Annotated in this window: 13 protein-coding genes; 7 read left to right on the top strand and 6 right to left on the bottom strand. The window is 66.4% G+C overall.

Translation table 11 applies throughout. The features are described 5' to 3' along the window. Window positions 1–176: 176 nt before the first annotated feature. Window positions 177–2,015, top strand: coding sequence for a glutamine--fructose-6-phosphate transaminase (isomerizing) (gene glmS, locus N5E02_RS09670; protein WP_033834979.1), 1,839 nt, complete (start codon window positions 177–179; stop codon window positions 2,013–2,015). Between the two features lie 447 nt (window positions 2,016–2,462). Beyond that, window positions 2,463–2,894: a CBS domain-containing protein gene (locus N5E02_RS09665; protein ID WP_033834978.1), complete on the top strand. Its 432-nt coding sequence runs from the start codon at window positions 2,463–2,465 to the stop codon at window positions 2,892–2,894. Between the two features lie 67 nt (window positions 2,895–2,961). Here N5E02_RS09665 and N5E02_RS09660 read toward each other — a convergent pair whose 3' ends face one another. Together N5E02_RS09660 and gloA are read right to left on the bottom strand one after the other, a co-directional pair. Then, the gene (locus N5E02_RS09660) at window positions 2,962–3,390 is read right to left on the bottom strand and encodes a VOC family protein (RefSeq protein ID WP_019660719.1); all 429 of its coding nucleotides are present in this window, start codon (window positions 3,388–3,390) and stop codon (window positions 2,962–2,964) included. 95 nt (window positions 3,391–3,485) lie between these two features. Next, window positions 3,486–4,004: a lactoylglutathione lyase gene (gloA, locus tag N5E02_RS09655; RefSeq protein ID WP_033834977.1), complete on the bottom strand. Its 519-nt coding sequence runs from the start codon at window positions 4,002–4,004 to the stop codon at window positions 3,486–3,488. 125 nt (window positions 4,005–4,129) lie between these two features. Here gloA and N5E02_RS09650 point away from each other — a divergent pair, with 125 nt between their 5' ends. Then, complete coding sequence (locus N5E02_RS09650) at window positions 4,130–5,242, top strand: PLP-dependent cysteine synthase family protein (protein WP_005419477.1); 1,113 nt, start codon at window positions 4,130–4,132, stop codon at window positions 5,240–5,242. A 162-nt stretch (window positions 5,243–5,404) separates the two neighbouring features. Here N5E02_RS09650 and N5E02_RS09645 read toward each other — a convergent pair whose 3' ends face one another. Then, a complete protein-coding gene (locus N5E02_RS09645) occupies window positions 5,405–5,809 on the bottom strand; it encodes a hypothetical protein (RefSeq protein WP_005419475.1) in 405 nt (134 codons plus the stop codon). Window positions 5,810–5,974: 165 nt separating this feature from the next. Between N5E02_RS09645 and N5E02_RS09640 the strand changes: the two genes are divergently transcribed. Beyond that, window positions 5,975–8,005, top strand: a complete 2,031-nt coding sequence (locus tag N5E02_RS09640; RefSeq protein WP_033835682.1) for a M3 family metallopeptidase — start codon at window positions 5,975–5,977, stop codon at window positions 8,003–8,005. A 102-nt stretch (window positions 8,006–8,107) separates the two neighbouring features. Here N5E02_RS09640 and N5E02_RS09635 read toward each other — a convergent pair whose 3' ends face one another. The 3 genes from N5E02_RS09635 to N5E02_RS09625 form a co-directional block, all read right to left on the bottom strand. After that, complete coding sequence (locus N5E02_RS09635; protein WP_279946212.1) at window positions 8,108–8,911, bottom strand: SDR family oxidoreductase; 804 nt, start codon at window positions 8,909–8,911, stop codon at window positions 8,108–8,110. Then, a complete protein-coding gene (locus N5E02_RS09630; RefSeq protein ID WP_033834530.1) occupies window positions 8,908–9,474 on the bottom strand; it encodes a DUF1415 domain-containing protein in 567 nt (188 codons plus the stop codon). Before N5E02_RS09630 ends, N5E02_RS09635 begins: the two co-directional genes overlap by 4 nt. A gap of 100 nt (window positions 9,475–9,574) precedes the next feature. Then, entirely contained in the window at window positions 9,575–10,057 is a 483-nt protein-coding gene (locus N5E02_RS09625; RefSeq protein WP_005419468.1) for a YajQ family cyclic di-GMP-binding protein, read from the bottom strand. A 143-nt stretch (window positions 10,058–10,200) separates the two neighbouring features. Here N5E02_RS09625 and N5E02_RS09620 point away from each other — a divergent pair, with 143 nt between their 5' ends. The 3 genes from N5E02_RS09620 (at window position 10,201) to N5E02_RS09610 (ending at window position 12,970) form a co-directional block, all read left to right on the top strand. Continuing rightward, entirely contained in the window at window positions 10,201–11,097 is an 897-nt protein-coding gene (locus tag N5E02_RS09620) for a DMT family transporter (RefSeq protein WP_005419466.1), read from the top strand. Between the two features lie 179 nt (window positions 11,098–11,276). Further along, a complete protein-coding gene (locus N5E02_RS09615; protein WP_033834529.1) occupies window positions 11,277–12,284 on the top strand; it encodes a methionine ABC transporter ATP-binding protein in 1,008 nt (335 codons plus the stop codon). Further along, window positions 12,281–12,970 carry a methionine ABC transporter permease gene (locus N5E02_RS09610; RefSeq protein WP_014038544.1) on the top strand — a complete coding sequence of 230 codons (690 nt, stop codon included), beginning with the start codon at window positions 12,281–12,283 and terminating at the stop codon, window positions 12,968–12,970. Before N5E02_RS09615 ends, N5E02_RS09610 begins: the two co-directional genes overlap by 4 nt. Window positions 12,971–12,978 lie beyond the last annotated feature (8 nt).

Raw genomic sequence — 12,978 nt, 5'->3', positions numbered from 1 at the left:
ATACCAAGCACGTAGCGTGCCAACCTTATTTCCTTTCAGGTCAAGGGGTTGGGGATTTCGGGGGAGTGTCCGGGTGTCCGCGGACACCTTTCCGGACACTTTCATTAAGCGGACAGGAGGGGGAAGCCAGGCAGGCGGGCTAGAATGCGCCGATCGTCTCCAAGGAATCGCGTGACATGTGTGGAATCGTGGGTGCAATCGCTGATCGCGATGTGGTGCCGGTACTGATCGAAGGCCTGAAGCGGCTCGAGTACCGTGGTTACGACTCCTCGGGCATCGCAGTGATCGACCACGCCGAGCGCCCCGAAGTCCGTCGCGTCCGTCGTACCGGTCGAGTGTCGGAAATGGCCACGGCGGCCGAGGCCGAGGGCTTCAATGCGGTGCTGGGCATCGGCCACACCCGCTGGGCCACCCACGGCGGTGTCACCGAGGCCAATGCACATCCGCACATCAGCCACGGTGTGGCGCTGGTGCACAACGGCATCATCGAGAACCACGAAGAGCAGCGCGAGAAGCTGCGCGCGCTGGGCTACACGTTTGAATCGCAGACCGACACCGAGGTCATCGCGCACCTGATCCACCATCATCTGAAGGGCGGCGACGACCTGCTGGTGGCGCTGCAGCACACGGTGAAGGAGCTGACCGGTGCCTACGCGCTGGCCGTGGTCAGCCGCGCCGAGCCGGAGCGCTTCGTCTGCGCGCGCATGGGCTGCCCGCTGCTGGTCGGCCTGGGCGAGGGAGAGAACTTCGTCGCCTCCGACGTCTCGGCCGTGATCTCGGCCACGCGCAAGGTGATCTTCCTGGAAGAGGGCGACACCGCTGAGATCCGTCGCGACGGCGTGCGCATTTTCGATGAGCACGACCAGCCGGTCGAGCGCGACGTGCACCTGTCCGACGTGTCGCTGGCATCGCTGGAGCTGGGCCCGTACCGCCACTTCATGCAGAAGGAAATCCACGAGCAGCCGCGCGCGCTGGGCGACACCATCGAGGCGGTGATCGATGCCGGTGGTTTCCCGGCCGAGCTGTTCGGCAAGAACGCCGAAGCGGTGCTGTCGGGCATCGAAGGCGTGCAGATCATCGCCTGCGGAACCAGCTACTACGCCGGCCTGACCGCGCGCTACTGGATCGAAGCCATCGCCGGCCTGCCGTGCAGCGTGGAGATCGCCAGCGAGTACCGCTATCGCGCGGCCTACGCGAACCCCAAGCATCTGATCGTGACCATCTCGCAGTCCGGCGAAACGCTGGATACGATGGAAGCGCTGAAGTACGCCAAATCGTTGGGCCACCAGCACACGCTGTCGATCTGCAACGTGCCGGAAAGTGCGATCCCGCGCGCCAGCGAACTGGTCTGCTACACCCGCGCCGGCGCCGAGATCGGCGTGGCCTCGACCAAGGCCTTCACCACCCAGCTGGCCGCACTGTTCCAGCTGACCGTGGTGCTGGGCAAGCTGCATGGCCGCATCGACGCGGCGCAGGAAGCGGACTACCTGGAGCAGCTGCGCTTCCTGCCGGGCAGCGTGCAGCACGCCCTGAACATGGAGCCACAGATCGCCGCCTGGGCCGAGCGTTTCGCGCGCAAGAGCAGCGCATTGTTCCTGGGCCGCGGCCTGCATTACCCGATCGCGCTGGAAGGCGCGCTCAAGCTCAAGGAAATCTCCTACATCCACGCCGAGGCCTACCCGGCCGGTGAGCTGAAGCATGGTCCGCTGGCGCTGGTGGACGAGGACATGCCGGTGGTGGTGATCGCGCCGAACGACAGCCTGCTGGAGAAGGTGAAGTCGAACATGCAGGAAGTGCGTGCGCGTGGTGGCGAGCTGTTCGTGTTCGCCGACCAGGACAGCAACTTCAACGCGTCCGAAGGCGTACATGTGATCCGCACGCCGCGCCATGCCGGCGTGCTCAGCCCGATCGTGCACACCATCCCGGTGCAGCTGCTGGCCTACCACACCGCGCTGGCACGCGGCACCGACGTGGACAAGCCGCGCAACCTGGCCAAGAGCGTGACGGTGGAGTAAGGCATTCCCGGAGCTGTGGGATGCTGCATGCGAAAGGGGCCTGCGAGGCCCCTTTCGTTTGTGCCGGACGCAGTACGAAGTGGGACAGCCTCCGGGCGTTCTGTCCGTCGTCGGCAGCAGGCAATCATTCTTTAATGCGCGAAGCCGCCTGTATTCAGCGGCGGTTTCAGCCACGGTGCCATTCTCTGGATCGTCAGTTGGTTCCCACGACGAACTGTCCTATCGATGCCGGTAGTGACCGAGGGTCGCAGTCGTAGAATCGATCTGGCCGAGGTTAGGGTTGAGCGATTGAACCCGCCTCGTTCGCGTTGCAGCACATCGTCTGCCGAGTGATTCCAAGCGGCAGACGGGTGCGCCAGACGTGCGCTGAAAGGTCTGTTCCCGGGGAGGGGGCGTATCGGAAGAGCACACTTTTTTGACTTCAGTGACCTGCACCAGGAAACAAGAATGAACGTCCGCGAACTCCTGCAATCCAAGAAAGAAGCTGTCATCACCATCGATGCCGAAGACACGATCGGTGCCGCCGCCCACAAGATGAGCGCGAACAGGATCGCTGCGCTGGTGGTGATGAAGGACGATGCCCCGGTCGGCATCATTTCCGAGAAGGACATCGTGCGCACCCTGGCCGACGACGGCCCGCAGGCCGGCCGCCGGGTGATTTCCAGCCTGCCGTCCACCGGTCTGGAGGGCATTGCGCCGGACGCCACGCTGAAACAGGCCATGTCATTGATGACGTACTCGCGGCGCCGTCACCTGATGGTCACTGAAGGCACCCGCCTGGTCGGCATCCTCAGCCTGGGCGATATCGTGAAGAACCTGCTGGGCGAGCTGGAACTGGAAAAGGCCGTGCTGCAGGACATCTACATGGCCGCCCACTGAGGGCCGCAGCGCTGGAAGCAGAGAAGCCGGGCATTGCCCGGCTTCTTCATTCACGGCGCCGGTGATATCAGAAAGTGACCTTCACCGAATCGGCGCTGTAGTTCGCCGGCCCGTGATAGACCACTTCGATGTTGTTGCCATCGGGGTCGAGCACGAAGGCGCCGTAGTAGCCCGGGTGGTAGGGGCGTTCGCCTGGCGCGCCATTGTCGGTACCGCCGGCGGCGATCGCGGCAGTGTGGAAGGCATCAACAGTTGCGCTGTCGCGCGCCTGGAAGGCGAGATGGTGGCGGCCGGTCAACTGGCCGGCGGCGGCACGGCTGCTGGCGCTGGAAATGAACAGCTCGTCGGCCCAGAAGAAGTCTGGCCCTTCGCCGCCCAGTGGGATGCCGATCGTATCGAACACTGCCTGGTAGAAGCGGCGGCTGGCGGCCAGGTCACGCACCACCAGCTGGATGTGGTCGATCAGGCGGCCACGGTGCAGTTCCATCGTTTCCATACGAACCTCACAGAAAAAGGGGACGGAGGGGGTTAAGTCGCTTCCAGCACAATAGTGCCAGAAACGGCTTAATCCCCTTCGTCCCCTTTTCGGGGTCAGACGTTGGCGATGATCTCGACCCAGTAGCCGTCCGGGTCCTTGATGAAGGCCAGGTTCTTCATGCGGCCGTCGGTCAGGCGCTTCTGGAAGGTTACCCCGAGGTCCTCGAAGCGCTGGCAGGCCGCCTCGATGTCCGGCACCGACACGCAGATGTGGCCGAAGCCGCGCGGGTCGCTGTTGCCGTCGTGATAGACCGCACCGTCCTGGCTCTCGGTGCCGTGGTTGTGGGTCAGTTCCAGCACGCCCGGCAGGCCGGCCATCCACAGGCGGCGCTGGCTGTCATCTTCCGGAACCGCCACGCCAGCTGGGACGTAGGCCAGGAAGTACAGGCTGAACTGGGCTTCGGGAAAGTCGCGCTTGTCGATCAGCTGGTAGCCGAGCACGCGGGTGTAGAAGTCCAGCGAGGCGGTGATGTCCTTCACCCGCAGCATGGTGTGGTTGAACACGAAGCCGGTGGTTTCGGCCGGGGCCTGGGCGGCGACGCCGGGGACATCGCGCAGGGCGGGAATGGTCATGGGGGAGGTCCTTCAGACAGGGCCGTTGCCGGCCGGATGGGGGCATTCTACCGGCCAGCACCTGACGGTACCGCGACGTACAATGGCCGGATCGCACCGTTCCGTCCTGACAACGATTGCCCGCCATGTCGCAGCGTGAATGGGTGGCCGCCGCCATCCGCAAGATTGAAGCCGATTTCAACCGCTCCGCCGATACCCACCTGATCCCGCTGGCGCTGCCCGGGTTCGAGGGCATCGATGTGTACCTGAAGGATGAGTCGAGCCATCCCACCGGCAGCCTCAAGCACCGGCTGGCGCGCTCGCTGTTCCTGTATGCGCTGGCCAATGGCTGGCTGCGCGAAGGGCGACCGGTGATCGAAGCGTCCAGCGGCTCGACGGCGGTGTCCGAAGCCTATTTCGCGCGCCTGCTGGGCCTGCCGTTCATTGCAGTGATCCCGGCCACCACCTCGCCTGAAAAGATCGCCGCGATCGAGTTCCAGGGCGGCCGCTGCCACCTGGTCGAACGTGCCTGCGACCTCAACTGTGATTCGGAAAAGCTGGCCCGTGAAACCGGTGGCCACTTCATGGACCAGTTCACCTACGCTGAGCGCGCGACCGACTGGCGTGCCAACAACAACATCGCCGAGTCCATCTTCAAGCAGATGGCCGAAGAGCCCAGCCCGGTTCCGGAATGGATCGTGTGCAGCCCCGGCACCGGCGGTACCGCCGCCACCCTGGGCCGCTATGTCAGCTACCGCCGCCACGATACCCGCATCCTGTGCGCGGACCCGGAAGTGTCGGTGTTCTTCGACGGCTACCGGGCCGCTGTGGCCGGTGGACAGGACTGGCGCGACCTGACCTGCAGTGGTGGTTCGCGCGTGGAGGGCATCGGCCGGCCACGGGTGGAGCCGAGCTTCATCCCGACCAGCGTCGATGCGATGGTCAAGGTACCCGACGCGCTGAGCCTGGCCGCGATGCGCCATGTCAGCCGCCAGCTCGGCCGCCGCGTCGGTGGCTCCACCGGCACCAACTTCATCGGCGTGCTGCAGGCCGCGCAATGGATGCGCGAGGCGGGCCACCAGGGCAGCATCGTCAGCATCCTGTGCGACAGCGGCGAACGCTACGCGCAGAGCTATTACGACCCGGCGTGGTACCTGCGCCAGGGCATCGATGTCGACGGCGCCGATGCACAGCTGGCCGCGGCGGTGGCCGGGCAGGGGTTGCCCGAGCTGCCGTGGTGCAGCCTGGAAGCGCTGTAGCATGGACGACGCTCTCGCCGGGCCATGCCGGCGATGCCAGGGGGGCACCGCAGAGGCGTGCGTCGATTGGTAGAGTCGACTGTTAGTCGACTGCTCTACGTTCAGGTCGCGAAAATCCCGCGCTGCGCGCGAAAGTCGACTCTACCCGGTCGCCGGGGCGTCTCAATATCCCGCCGCGGTGAAGGCGTCGAGCACCGCGTCGCGCAGTGCATCGGGCAACGCCTCGATGTCCATCGCACGGTCATCCAGGTGCAGGGTGGGATCCAGGATGCTGGCGCGGCCCTGGGCCAATGCCTGCAACCACAGCAACACGCAGATCACGAACTCGCGCTCATGGCCCAGCTGCAGCTGGCTGGCGCCGCGCTCGACTACTTCGAACGGGTACCACTCCTGGCTTTCATTGAACGTGCCGCCCTGCTGCAGCACCGCCTGCAACTGCTGCAGGTGGCGCGGGGCGTCGTCGCCGGCATCGCACAGCGCGGCGATCCAGGCCAGTTCGGCCGCGCTGGCAGACAGTGCCAGCGACCGCGCCGGTGAGGCGGATGCAACTGCAGCCAGACCTTCCATGTGGGGCCTCGTTCGGTACGTGCCGCTGCGGACTCCCCCGCACCCAGAGCTTCGGGGGGCGCGCGTAAGGCCGATGTGAATACCGTGCCCCCTTGTCAGCGATGCCTGGCAGCGCCATATCTACCGGGCTGCCCGCCTGCCGGGCCCGTACTCTGGAGACCTGCCGTGACCGTTGCCAACCCCCTGCTCGATTTTTCCGGCCTGCCGCGCTTCGAGGCGATCCGCCCGGAGCACGTGGCGCCGGCGCTGGATGTGCTGCTGGCCGAGGCCGAAGCCGCCGTCAGCGCAGCCGAGCAGGTGCAGCCGGTCACCTGGCAGACCTTCGTGACCCCGCTGGACGATGCCACCGAGCGCCTGTGGCGCGCCTGGGGCCTGGTCGGCCACCTGCAGGGCGTGGTCAACACCCCGGAGCTGCGCGAGGCCTACAACAGCAACCTGCCGCGGGTGACCCGCTTCGCCAGTGTGCTGGGGCAGAACCTGGCGCTTTACCGCCAGTACCAGGCGCTGGCCGCCAGCCCGGAGGCGGCGCATTTCGATGAAGCCCAGCGCAAGGTGCTGGACAACACCCTGCGCGACTTCCGCCTGGGCGGCGCCGAGCTGGCGCCCGAGGCGCAGCAGCGTTTTGCTGCGATCAAGGAAGAACTGTCGGCGCTGTCGGCGAAGTTCTCGCAGAACGTGCTCGACGCTACCGATGCCTGGTCGCTGATCATCGAAGACGAAGCGCGGCTGAAGGGCCTGCCGGAAGACGTGAAGGCCGCCGCGCATGCCGCAGCACAGAAGGACGGCAAGGCCGGCTGGAAACTGACCCTGCAGATGCCGTGCTACCTGCCGGTGCAGACCTGGGGCGAGGACCGCGACCTTCGCGAGATCCTGTACCGCGCCAGCGCCCAGCGTGCGTCCGAATTCGGCGATGACGCACTGGACAACAGCGGCAACATCGACCGCATCCTTGCCCTGCGCGCCGAACTGGCTGCGTTGCTCGGCTTCGATTCGTACGGCCATTACTCGGTGGCGACCAAGATGGCGCAGGACCCGGCCGAAGTGCTCGGTTTCCTGCGTGACCTGGCCGCGCGCGCCAAGCCGTTCGCCGCCAGGGACCGCGCCGAGCTGGAGCAGTTCGCGCGCGAACAGCTCGGCATCGACAGCCTGCAGGCCTGGGACCTGGCCTTCGCCGCCGACCGCCTGAAGCAGGCGCGTTACAGCTATTCCGAGCAGGAGGTGAAGCAGTATTTCACCGAGCCGAAGGTACTGGGCGGCCTGTTCTCGGTGATCGAGCAGCTGTACGGCCTGCGCGTGCAGGAGGACAGCGCGCCGGTGTGGCACGAGGATGTGCGCTTCTTCCGGTTGGTCGATGCGCAGGGTGCGCTGGTTGGCCAGTTCTACCTGGACCTGTACGCCCGCGAGGGCAAGCGCGGCGGAGCGTGGATGGATGATTGCCGCAACCGTCGCGTGCGCACCGACGGCAGCGTGCAGACGCCGCTGGTCTACCTGGTGTGCAACTTCGGCCGCGGTGCCAACGGCAAGCCGGCCACCTTCAGCCACAACGAAGTGACCACGCTGTTCCATGAGATGGGCCACGGCCTGCACCAGCTGCTGACCCGCATCGGCGAACTGGGCGTCGCCGGCATCAACGGCGTGGAATGGGATGCGGTGGAGCTGCCCAGCCAGTTCATGGAGAACTTCTGCTGGGAATGGGATCACTTGCAGGCGATGACCGCGCACGTGGACAGCGGCGAGCCGCTGCCGCGCGCGCTGTACGAGCGCATGCTGGCCGCGCGCAACTTCCACAGCGGCATGGCCACCGTCCGCCAGCTGGAGTTCGGCCTGTTCGACATGCTGCTGCACAGCCAGTTCGAACCAGCGCAGGACAGCGTGCTGGCACTGTTGGACCGCGTGCGCGCGGAAGTGGCGGTGAACCACCCGCCGGCCTGGAACCGCTTCCCGCACCAGTTCAGCCACATCTTTGCGGGCGGTTACGCCGCGGGTTACTACAGCTACAAGTGGGCCGAGGTACTCAGCGCCGACGCCTATGCCGCTTTCGAGGAAGCGCCGCAGGCACTGGCTGAAACCGGTGCACGCTTCCGTGATGAGATCCTGTCGCGCGGTGGCAGCCGCCCGGCGGCGGACAACTTCAAGGCCTTCCGCGGCCGTGCTCCGCAGATCGATGCGCTGCTGCGCCACTCGGGCATGGCGTAAGGCGTCGGGTAGGTGCCAACCCCGGTTGGCACTTCACCGCCATCCACGCATGGCGTGGATCTACCGGAATGCCGGCCAGCGGCCGGCACTACCGGTGGCGGGTCATTCGGCGTAGATCATCTTCCGGGTCATGCCGCCGTCGACGATGAAATCCTGGCCGGTACTGAAACCGGACAGTGATGACAGCAGGTATACGGCCAACGCACCGATGTCCTCCGGCTGGCCGACGCGGCCGACCGGGTGTTGCGCATGGTCGGTGGCCGAATACTCCGGTGCGTGTCGCCGTGAGGGTGCCTGCCACTCGCAGGTGCCGATCCAGCCGGGACTGATGCTGTTCACCCGCACCGCCGGGCCGCTGCTGATCGCCAGCGCATGGGTGAAGCCCACCAGCCCGCCCTTGGCTGCGGCATAGGCTTCGCTGTGTGCTTCGGAATGCCAGGCGCGGGTCGAGGCGATGTTGATGATCGCACCGGCGGCGCTGGCGGTCAGCGCCGGCAACGCATGCTTGCTGCACAGGAACGCGCCGTGCAGCGAAGACAGCCGGCGCTGCCACTCGTCCCAGTCCATGTCCTGCAGCAGCGTGCCGTGCGGGCTGGCAATTCCCGCGTTGTTGACCAGCCCGTCGATGCGGCCGAAACGCTGCAGGGCCACGGCGATGAAGGCGCGCACGCTGGCTTCGTCGGTGATATCCAGGCGCTGGAACACGGCATCCTCACCACGCTGCCATTCCGCCAGGCACGCCTCGCCGGCCTCCATGTCGAGGTCGCCGATCAGCACGCGGCCACCGGCGCCGAGCACGGCCTGCGCGATGCCACGGCCGATGCCGTTGGCACCGCCGGTGACCAGCACCACCTTGCCCGACAGCGGCGCGGCCGGCCAAGCGGCAATCGGCGGTACCGTGCTCACGACAGGTCTTCGCCACGCAGGCGGCGATGCCAGCCGTCCACGCCGATGCGGTCCAGGGTCTGGATGTTGCGCTCGACGATCACATCCGGATCCGGATAGACGTCCACCGCGCGCGCCACGCTGTCTTCGCGCAGCAGGTGCAGGGTGGGGAAGGGCGCGCGGTTGGTGTAGTTGCTGGCGTCGTCGGCAGCCACGCCCTCGAACTGGTAATCCGGATGGAAGCTGGCCACCTGCAGGATGCCCTGCAGGTCCAGCGCCTCGATCGCCGCGTCGGCGTTGTCGAGGAAGTCGTTGTAGTCGAGGAAATCGGTCAGCACCTGCGGATGCACGATCAGCGTGGTATCGATCTGCTCGGCCGGCGTATCACGCAGCAGGACCAGTTCCTCGGCCAGCTGCTCAACCAGGGCTTCCGTCGTGGTCGCATCGCTGAGCACGATGCGGACCTGGTCCTTCACGTAGACCGCCTTGGCGAACGGGCACAGGTTCAGGCCGATGACGATGCGTTCCAGCCACAGGCGGGTGGCGGCGATCGGGTCCTCGGTGGGCAGTTGGGCGTCGGTCATGGCGGGCACGTCGGCTGGCGGGGCGGACATTGTAGGCTCGTCGCTTGCAACGCGCCGTCGTACCGCAGGTGCCGGCGCCGGGCCATGCCCGGCGGCCAGATCAATCGCGGAAATTGTTGAACTGCAGCGGCAACTCGAACTTGCCGGCCTTGAGCACGGCGATGGCGTCCTGCAGGTCGTCGCGCTTCTTGCCCTGCACGCGCAGCTTGTCGCCATTGATCTGGCTTTCAACCTTCAGCTTGGCTTCCTTCAGCGCAGCGGCGATCTTCTTGGCGATCTTCTGCTCGATGCCCTGCTTGACGGTGATCTTCTGCCGGGCCTGGGCCAGGTTGGTCTCGATGTCGCCGAACTCCAGGCTGAGCACATCGATGCCGCGCGCGGCCAGGCGTGCACGCAGGATGTCGTTCATCTGCTTGAGCTGGAATTCGGTCGGCGCGAACTGGTTGATCACATCGCCATCGCGTTCGAACTTGGCATCCACGCCCTTGAAATCGAAGCGGGTGGCCAGTTCGCGGTTGGCCTGGTCGATGGCGTTGGTCAGTTCGTGGGTGTCGACTTCGGACACGACGTCGAAGGAAGGCATGGGCGATGCTCCGCAGGATTCAGTGGCAGCCATTCTATCGCGAGGGCCCCATGCCCGCCGTTTGTAGAACCGAGCCCACGCTCGGCTGCTTTTTGAAGAGCGGCCGAGCTCTACAGAATGCGACGACCGGGCGATAATGGGCCATGAACGTGCAACGCTCCCCCTCTCGCGCGGTGGCCTGGATGGTCGCTGCGGTCGCCTGCTTCTCGCTGATGGATGCTGGCATGAAGCAGCTGTCGGCCAGCTACCCCACCCTGGAAGTAACCTTCCTGCGCGGCGCGGCCTCGTTGCCGTTCGTGCTGGTCTGGGTGCTGGCCAGCGCCGGGCCGCGTTCGCTGGTGCCGCGCCGCTGGGGGCTGCACCTGCTGCGTGGTGCGCTGGGCATGGCGATGATCGGCTGCTTCGTGTTCGCCCTGCGCGACCTGCCGTTGTCCACTGCCTACACCATCTATTTCGTGGCCCCGCTGCTGATCGCCGCATTGTCGGTGCCGCTGCTGGGCGAGCGGGTCGGGCCACGGCGCTGGGTCGCCATCGGGATTGGCCTGGTCGGCGTGCTGGTGGTGCTGCGGCCGGGCGTCGATGGCTTCATCTCGGTGCCGGGGCTGATGGTGCTGGCCGCGGCCACCGCCTATGCCATTGCGGCGATCACGGTCAGCCTGCTGACCCGCACCGATACCTCGCAGTCGATGGTGGTCTGGTTCCTGGTGATCATGGCCATCGGTGCCGGCCTGCTGGCCCTACCCGGCTGGGTGCCGCTGCAGCTGGCACATGCGCCGCTGATCGGTGGCATGGGCCTGGCCGGGGCGCTGGGCCAGATCGCCCTGACCAGGGCCTTCCAGCTGGGCGAGGCCTCGATGATCGCGCCGTTGGAGTACAGCGGGCTGGTCTGGGTGATCGGTTGGGACCTGGCCTTCTGGGGCCAGCTGCCCGATGGCTATACCTGGGTGGGCGCGGCGATCATCGTGGCTTCGGGGCTTTACCTGCTGCACCGCGAGCGGGTCAACCGGCAGGAACCACCGAAGCCGCTGGATCATCCCTGAACCGGTTTGGCCGGGAAGCGGGGTCAGAGCCCCTGCGGGGATCCGACCCCGGAACCCGCGCCGGAGCAGGTACGTTAGAACCAAAAGGAATAACATTCTGGCCCATGGCGCGGGCGCGCGACCGCCTGCGCTGGTAGGCTGCACGCCCCCTTCCGTCACCCAGCCGGTGAGCCACGCCCGTGATCGAGTTCCAGCGCCTGCACAAATCCTATGCCGTTGCCGGCCGCGAGATCAGCGCGCTGCAACCGTTGGACCTGACCATCGAGGCCGGTGAGGTTTTCGGCATCATCGGCCATTCCGGCGCCGGCAAGTCGACCCTGATCCGCATGATCAACCGCCTGGAAGAACCCAGCGGTGGCCGGCTGCTGATCGGTGGTGAGGATGTCACCGCGCTGGACGCGGACGGCCTGCGCGCGCTGCGTCGGCGCATCGGCATGATCTTCCAGCACTTCAACCTGCTGTCGTCGCGCACGGTGGCGGGCAATGTCGCCTTCCCGCTGGAACTGGCCGGCACGCCGAAGACGGAAATCGACGCGCGCGTGGCCGAGCTGCTGCAGACCGTGGGCCTGGAAGCGCATGCGCAGAAGTATCCGGCGCAGCTGTCCGGTGGCCAGAAGCAGCGCGTCGGTATCGCCCGCGCGCTGGCGACCCGTCCACAGATCCTGCTGTGCGACGAGGCCACCAGTGCGCTCGATCCGCAGACCACCGCTTCGGTGCTGTCGCTGCTGTCAAAGATCAATCGCGAGCTCGGCCTGACCATTGTGCTGATCACCCACGAGATGGACGTGATCCGCCGTGTCTGCGACCGCGTTGCGGTGCTCGATGCCGGCCAGATGGTCGAAACCGGTCCGGTCACCCGGGTGTTCCTGCACCCGCAGCATCCGACCACCCGCCGTTTCGTCAGTGAGTCGGAGCATGTGGACGAGGGGGCGCTGCACCGTGATTTCGATGCCGTTGGCGGCCGTATCGTGCGCCTGACCTTCCTCGGTGGCGACACCTACGAACCCCTGCTCGGCAGTGTCGCGCGGCAGACCGGGGTCGACTACAACATCCTGTCCGGCCGCATCGACCGGATCAAGGACACCCCGTATGGCCAGCTGGTGGTCGCCCTGGTGGGCGGCGACCAGTCCGCCGCGCAGGCCGCGTTCGTGGCCGCCGGCGTGCATGTTGAGGAACTGCGTCGATGATCATCGCTACTGCCGGCGGCTTCTTCCGCCACCTGGATGCGGGCAAGTGGGCCGACATCGGCCAGGCCACCATCGACACCCTGCTGATGCTGCTCGGTTCGCTGCCGCTGACCCTGGCCATCGGCCTGCCGCTGGGTGTGCTGCTGTACCTGTTCGGCGCACCGCAGATGAAGCGCCGGCCGTTCGCCTATGGCGTGCTGGCGCTGGTGGTGAACCTGCTGCGTTCAGTGCCTTTCATCATTCTGATGATCGTGCTGATTCCGGTCACCCTGTTCCTGATGGGGACGTCGCTGGGCGTGCGTGGTGCGATCGTGCCGCTGGTTATTGGTGCCGCACCGTTCTATGCGCGCCTGGTCGAGACCGCGTTGCGCGAGGTTGACCGCGGCGTGATCGAAGCTACCCAGGCAATGGGCGCCACTACCTGGCAGCTGGTTACCCGCGTGTTGCTGCCGGAAGCGCGCCCGGGCCTGATCGCCGGCGCGACGGTGACCACCGTCGCGCTGATCGGTTTCACCGCGATGGGCGGCGCCATCGGTTCCGGCGGCCTGGGCGATCTGGCGTTCCGCGACGGCTACCAGCGTTCGCACACCGACGTGGCCCTGGTCACCGTGGTCCTGCTGCTGGTCCTGGTGCAGCTGCTGCAGATGCTCGGCGACCGCCTGGTCGCGCATTACAGCCGCAAGTAACCGCTACG

It is taken from the genome of Stenotrophomonas sp. GD03777 (assembly GCF_029842485.1).
GTDB classification, from domain to species: Bacteria; Pseudomonadota; Gammaproteobacteria; order Xanthomonadales; family Xanthomonadaceae; genus Stenotrophomonas; species Stenotrophomonas sepilia.
Note: the sequence above shows the minus strand (reverse complement) of the source record. Positions and strands in the feature narration are given on the sequence as shown.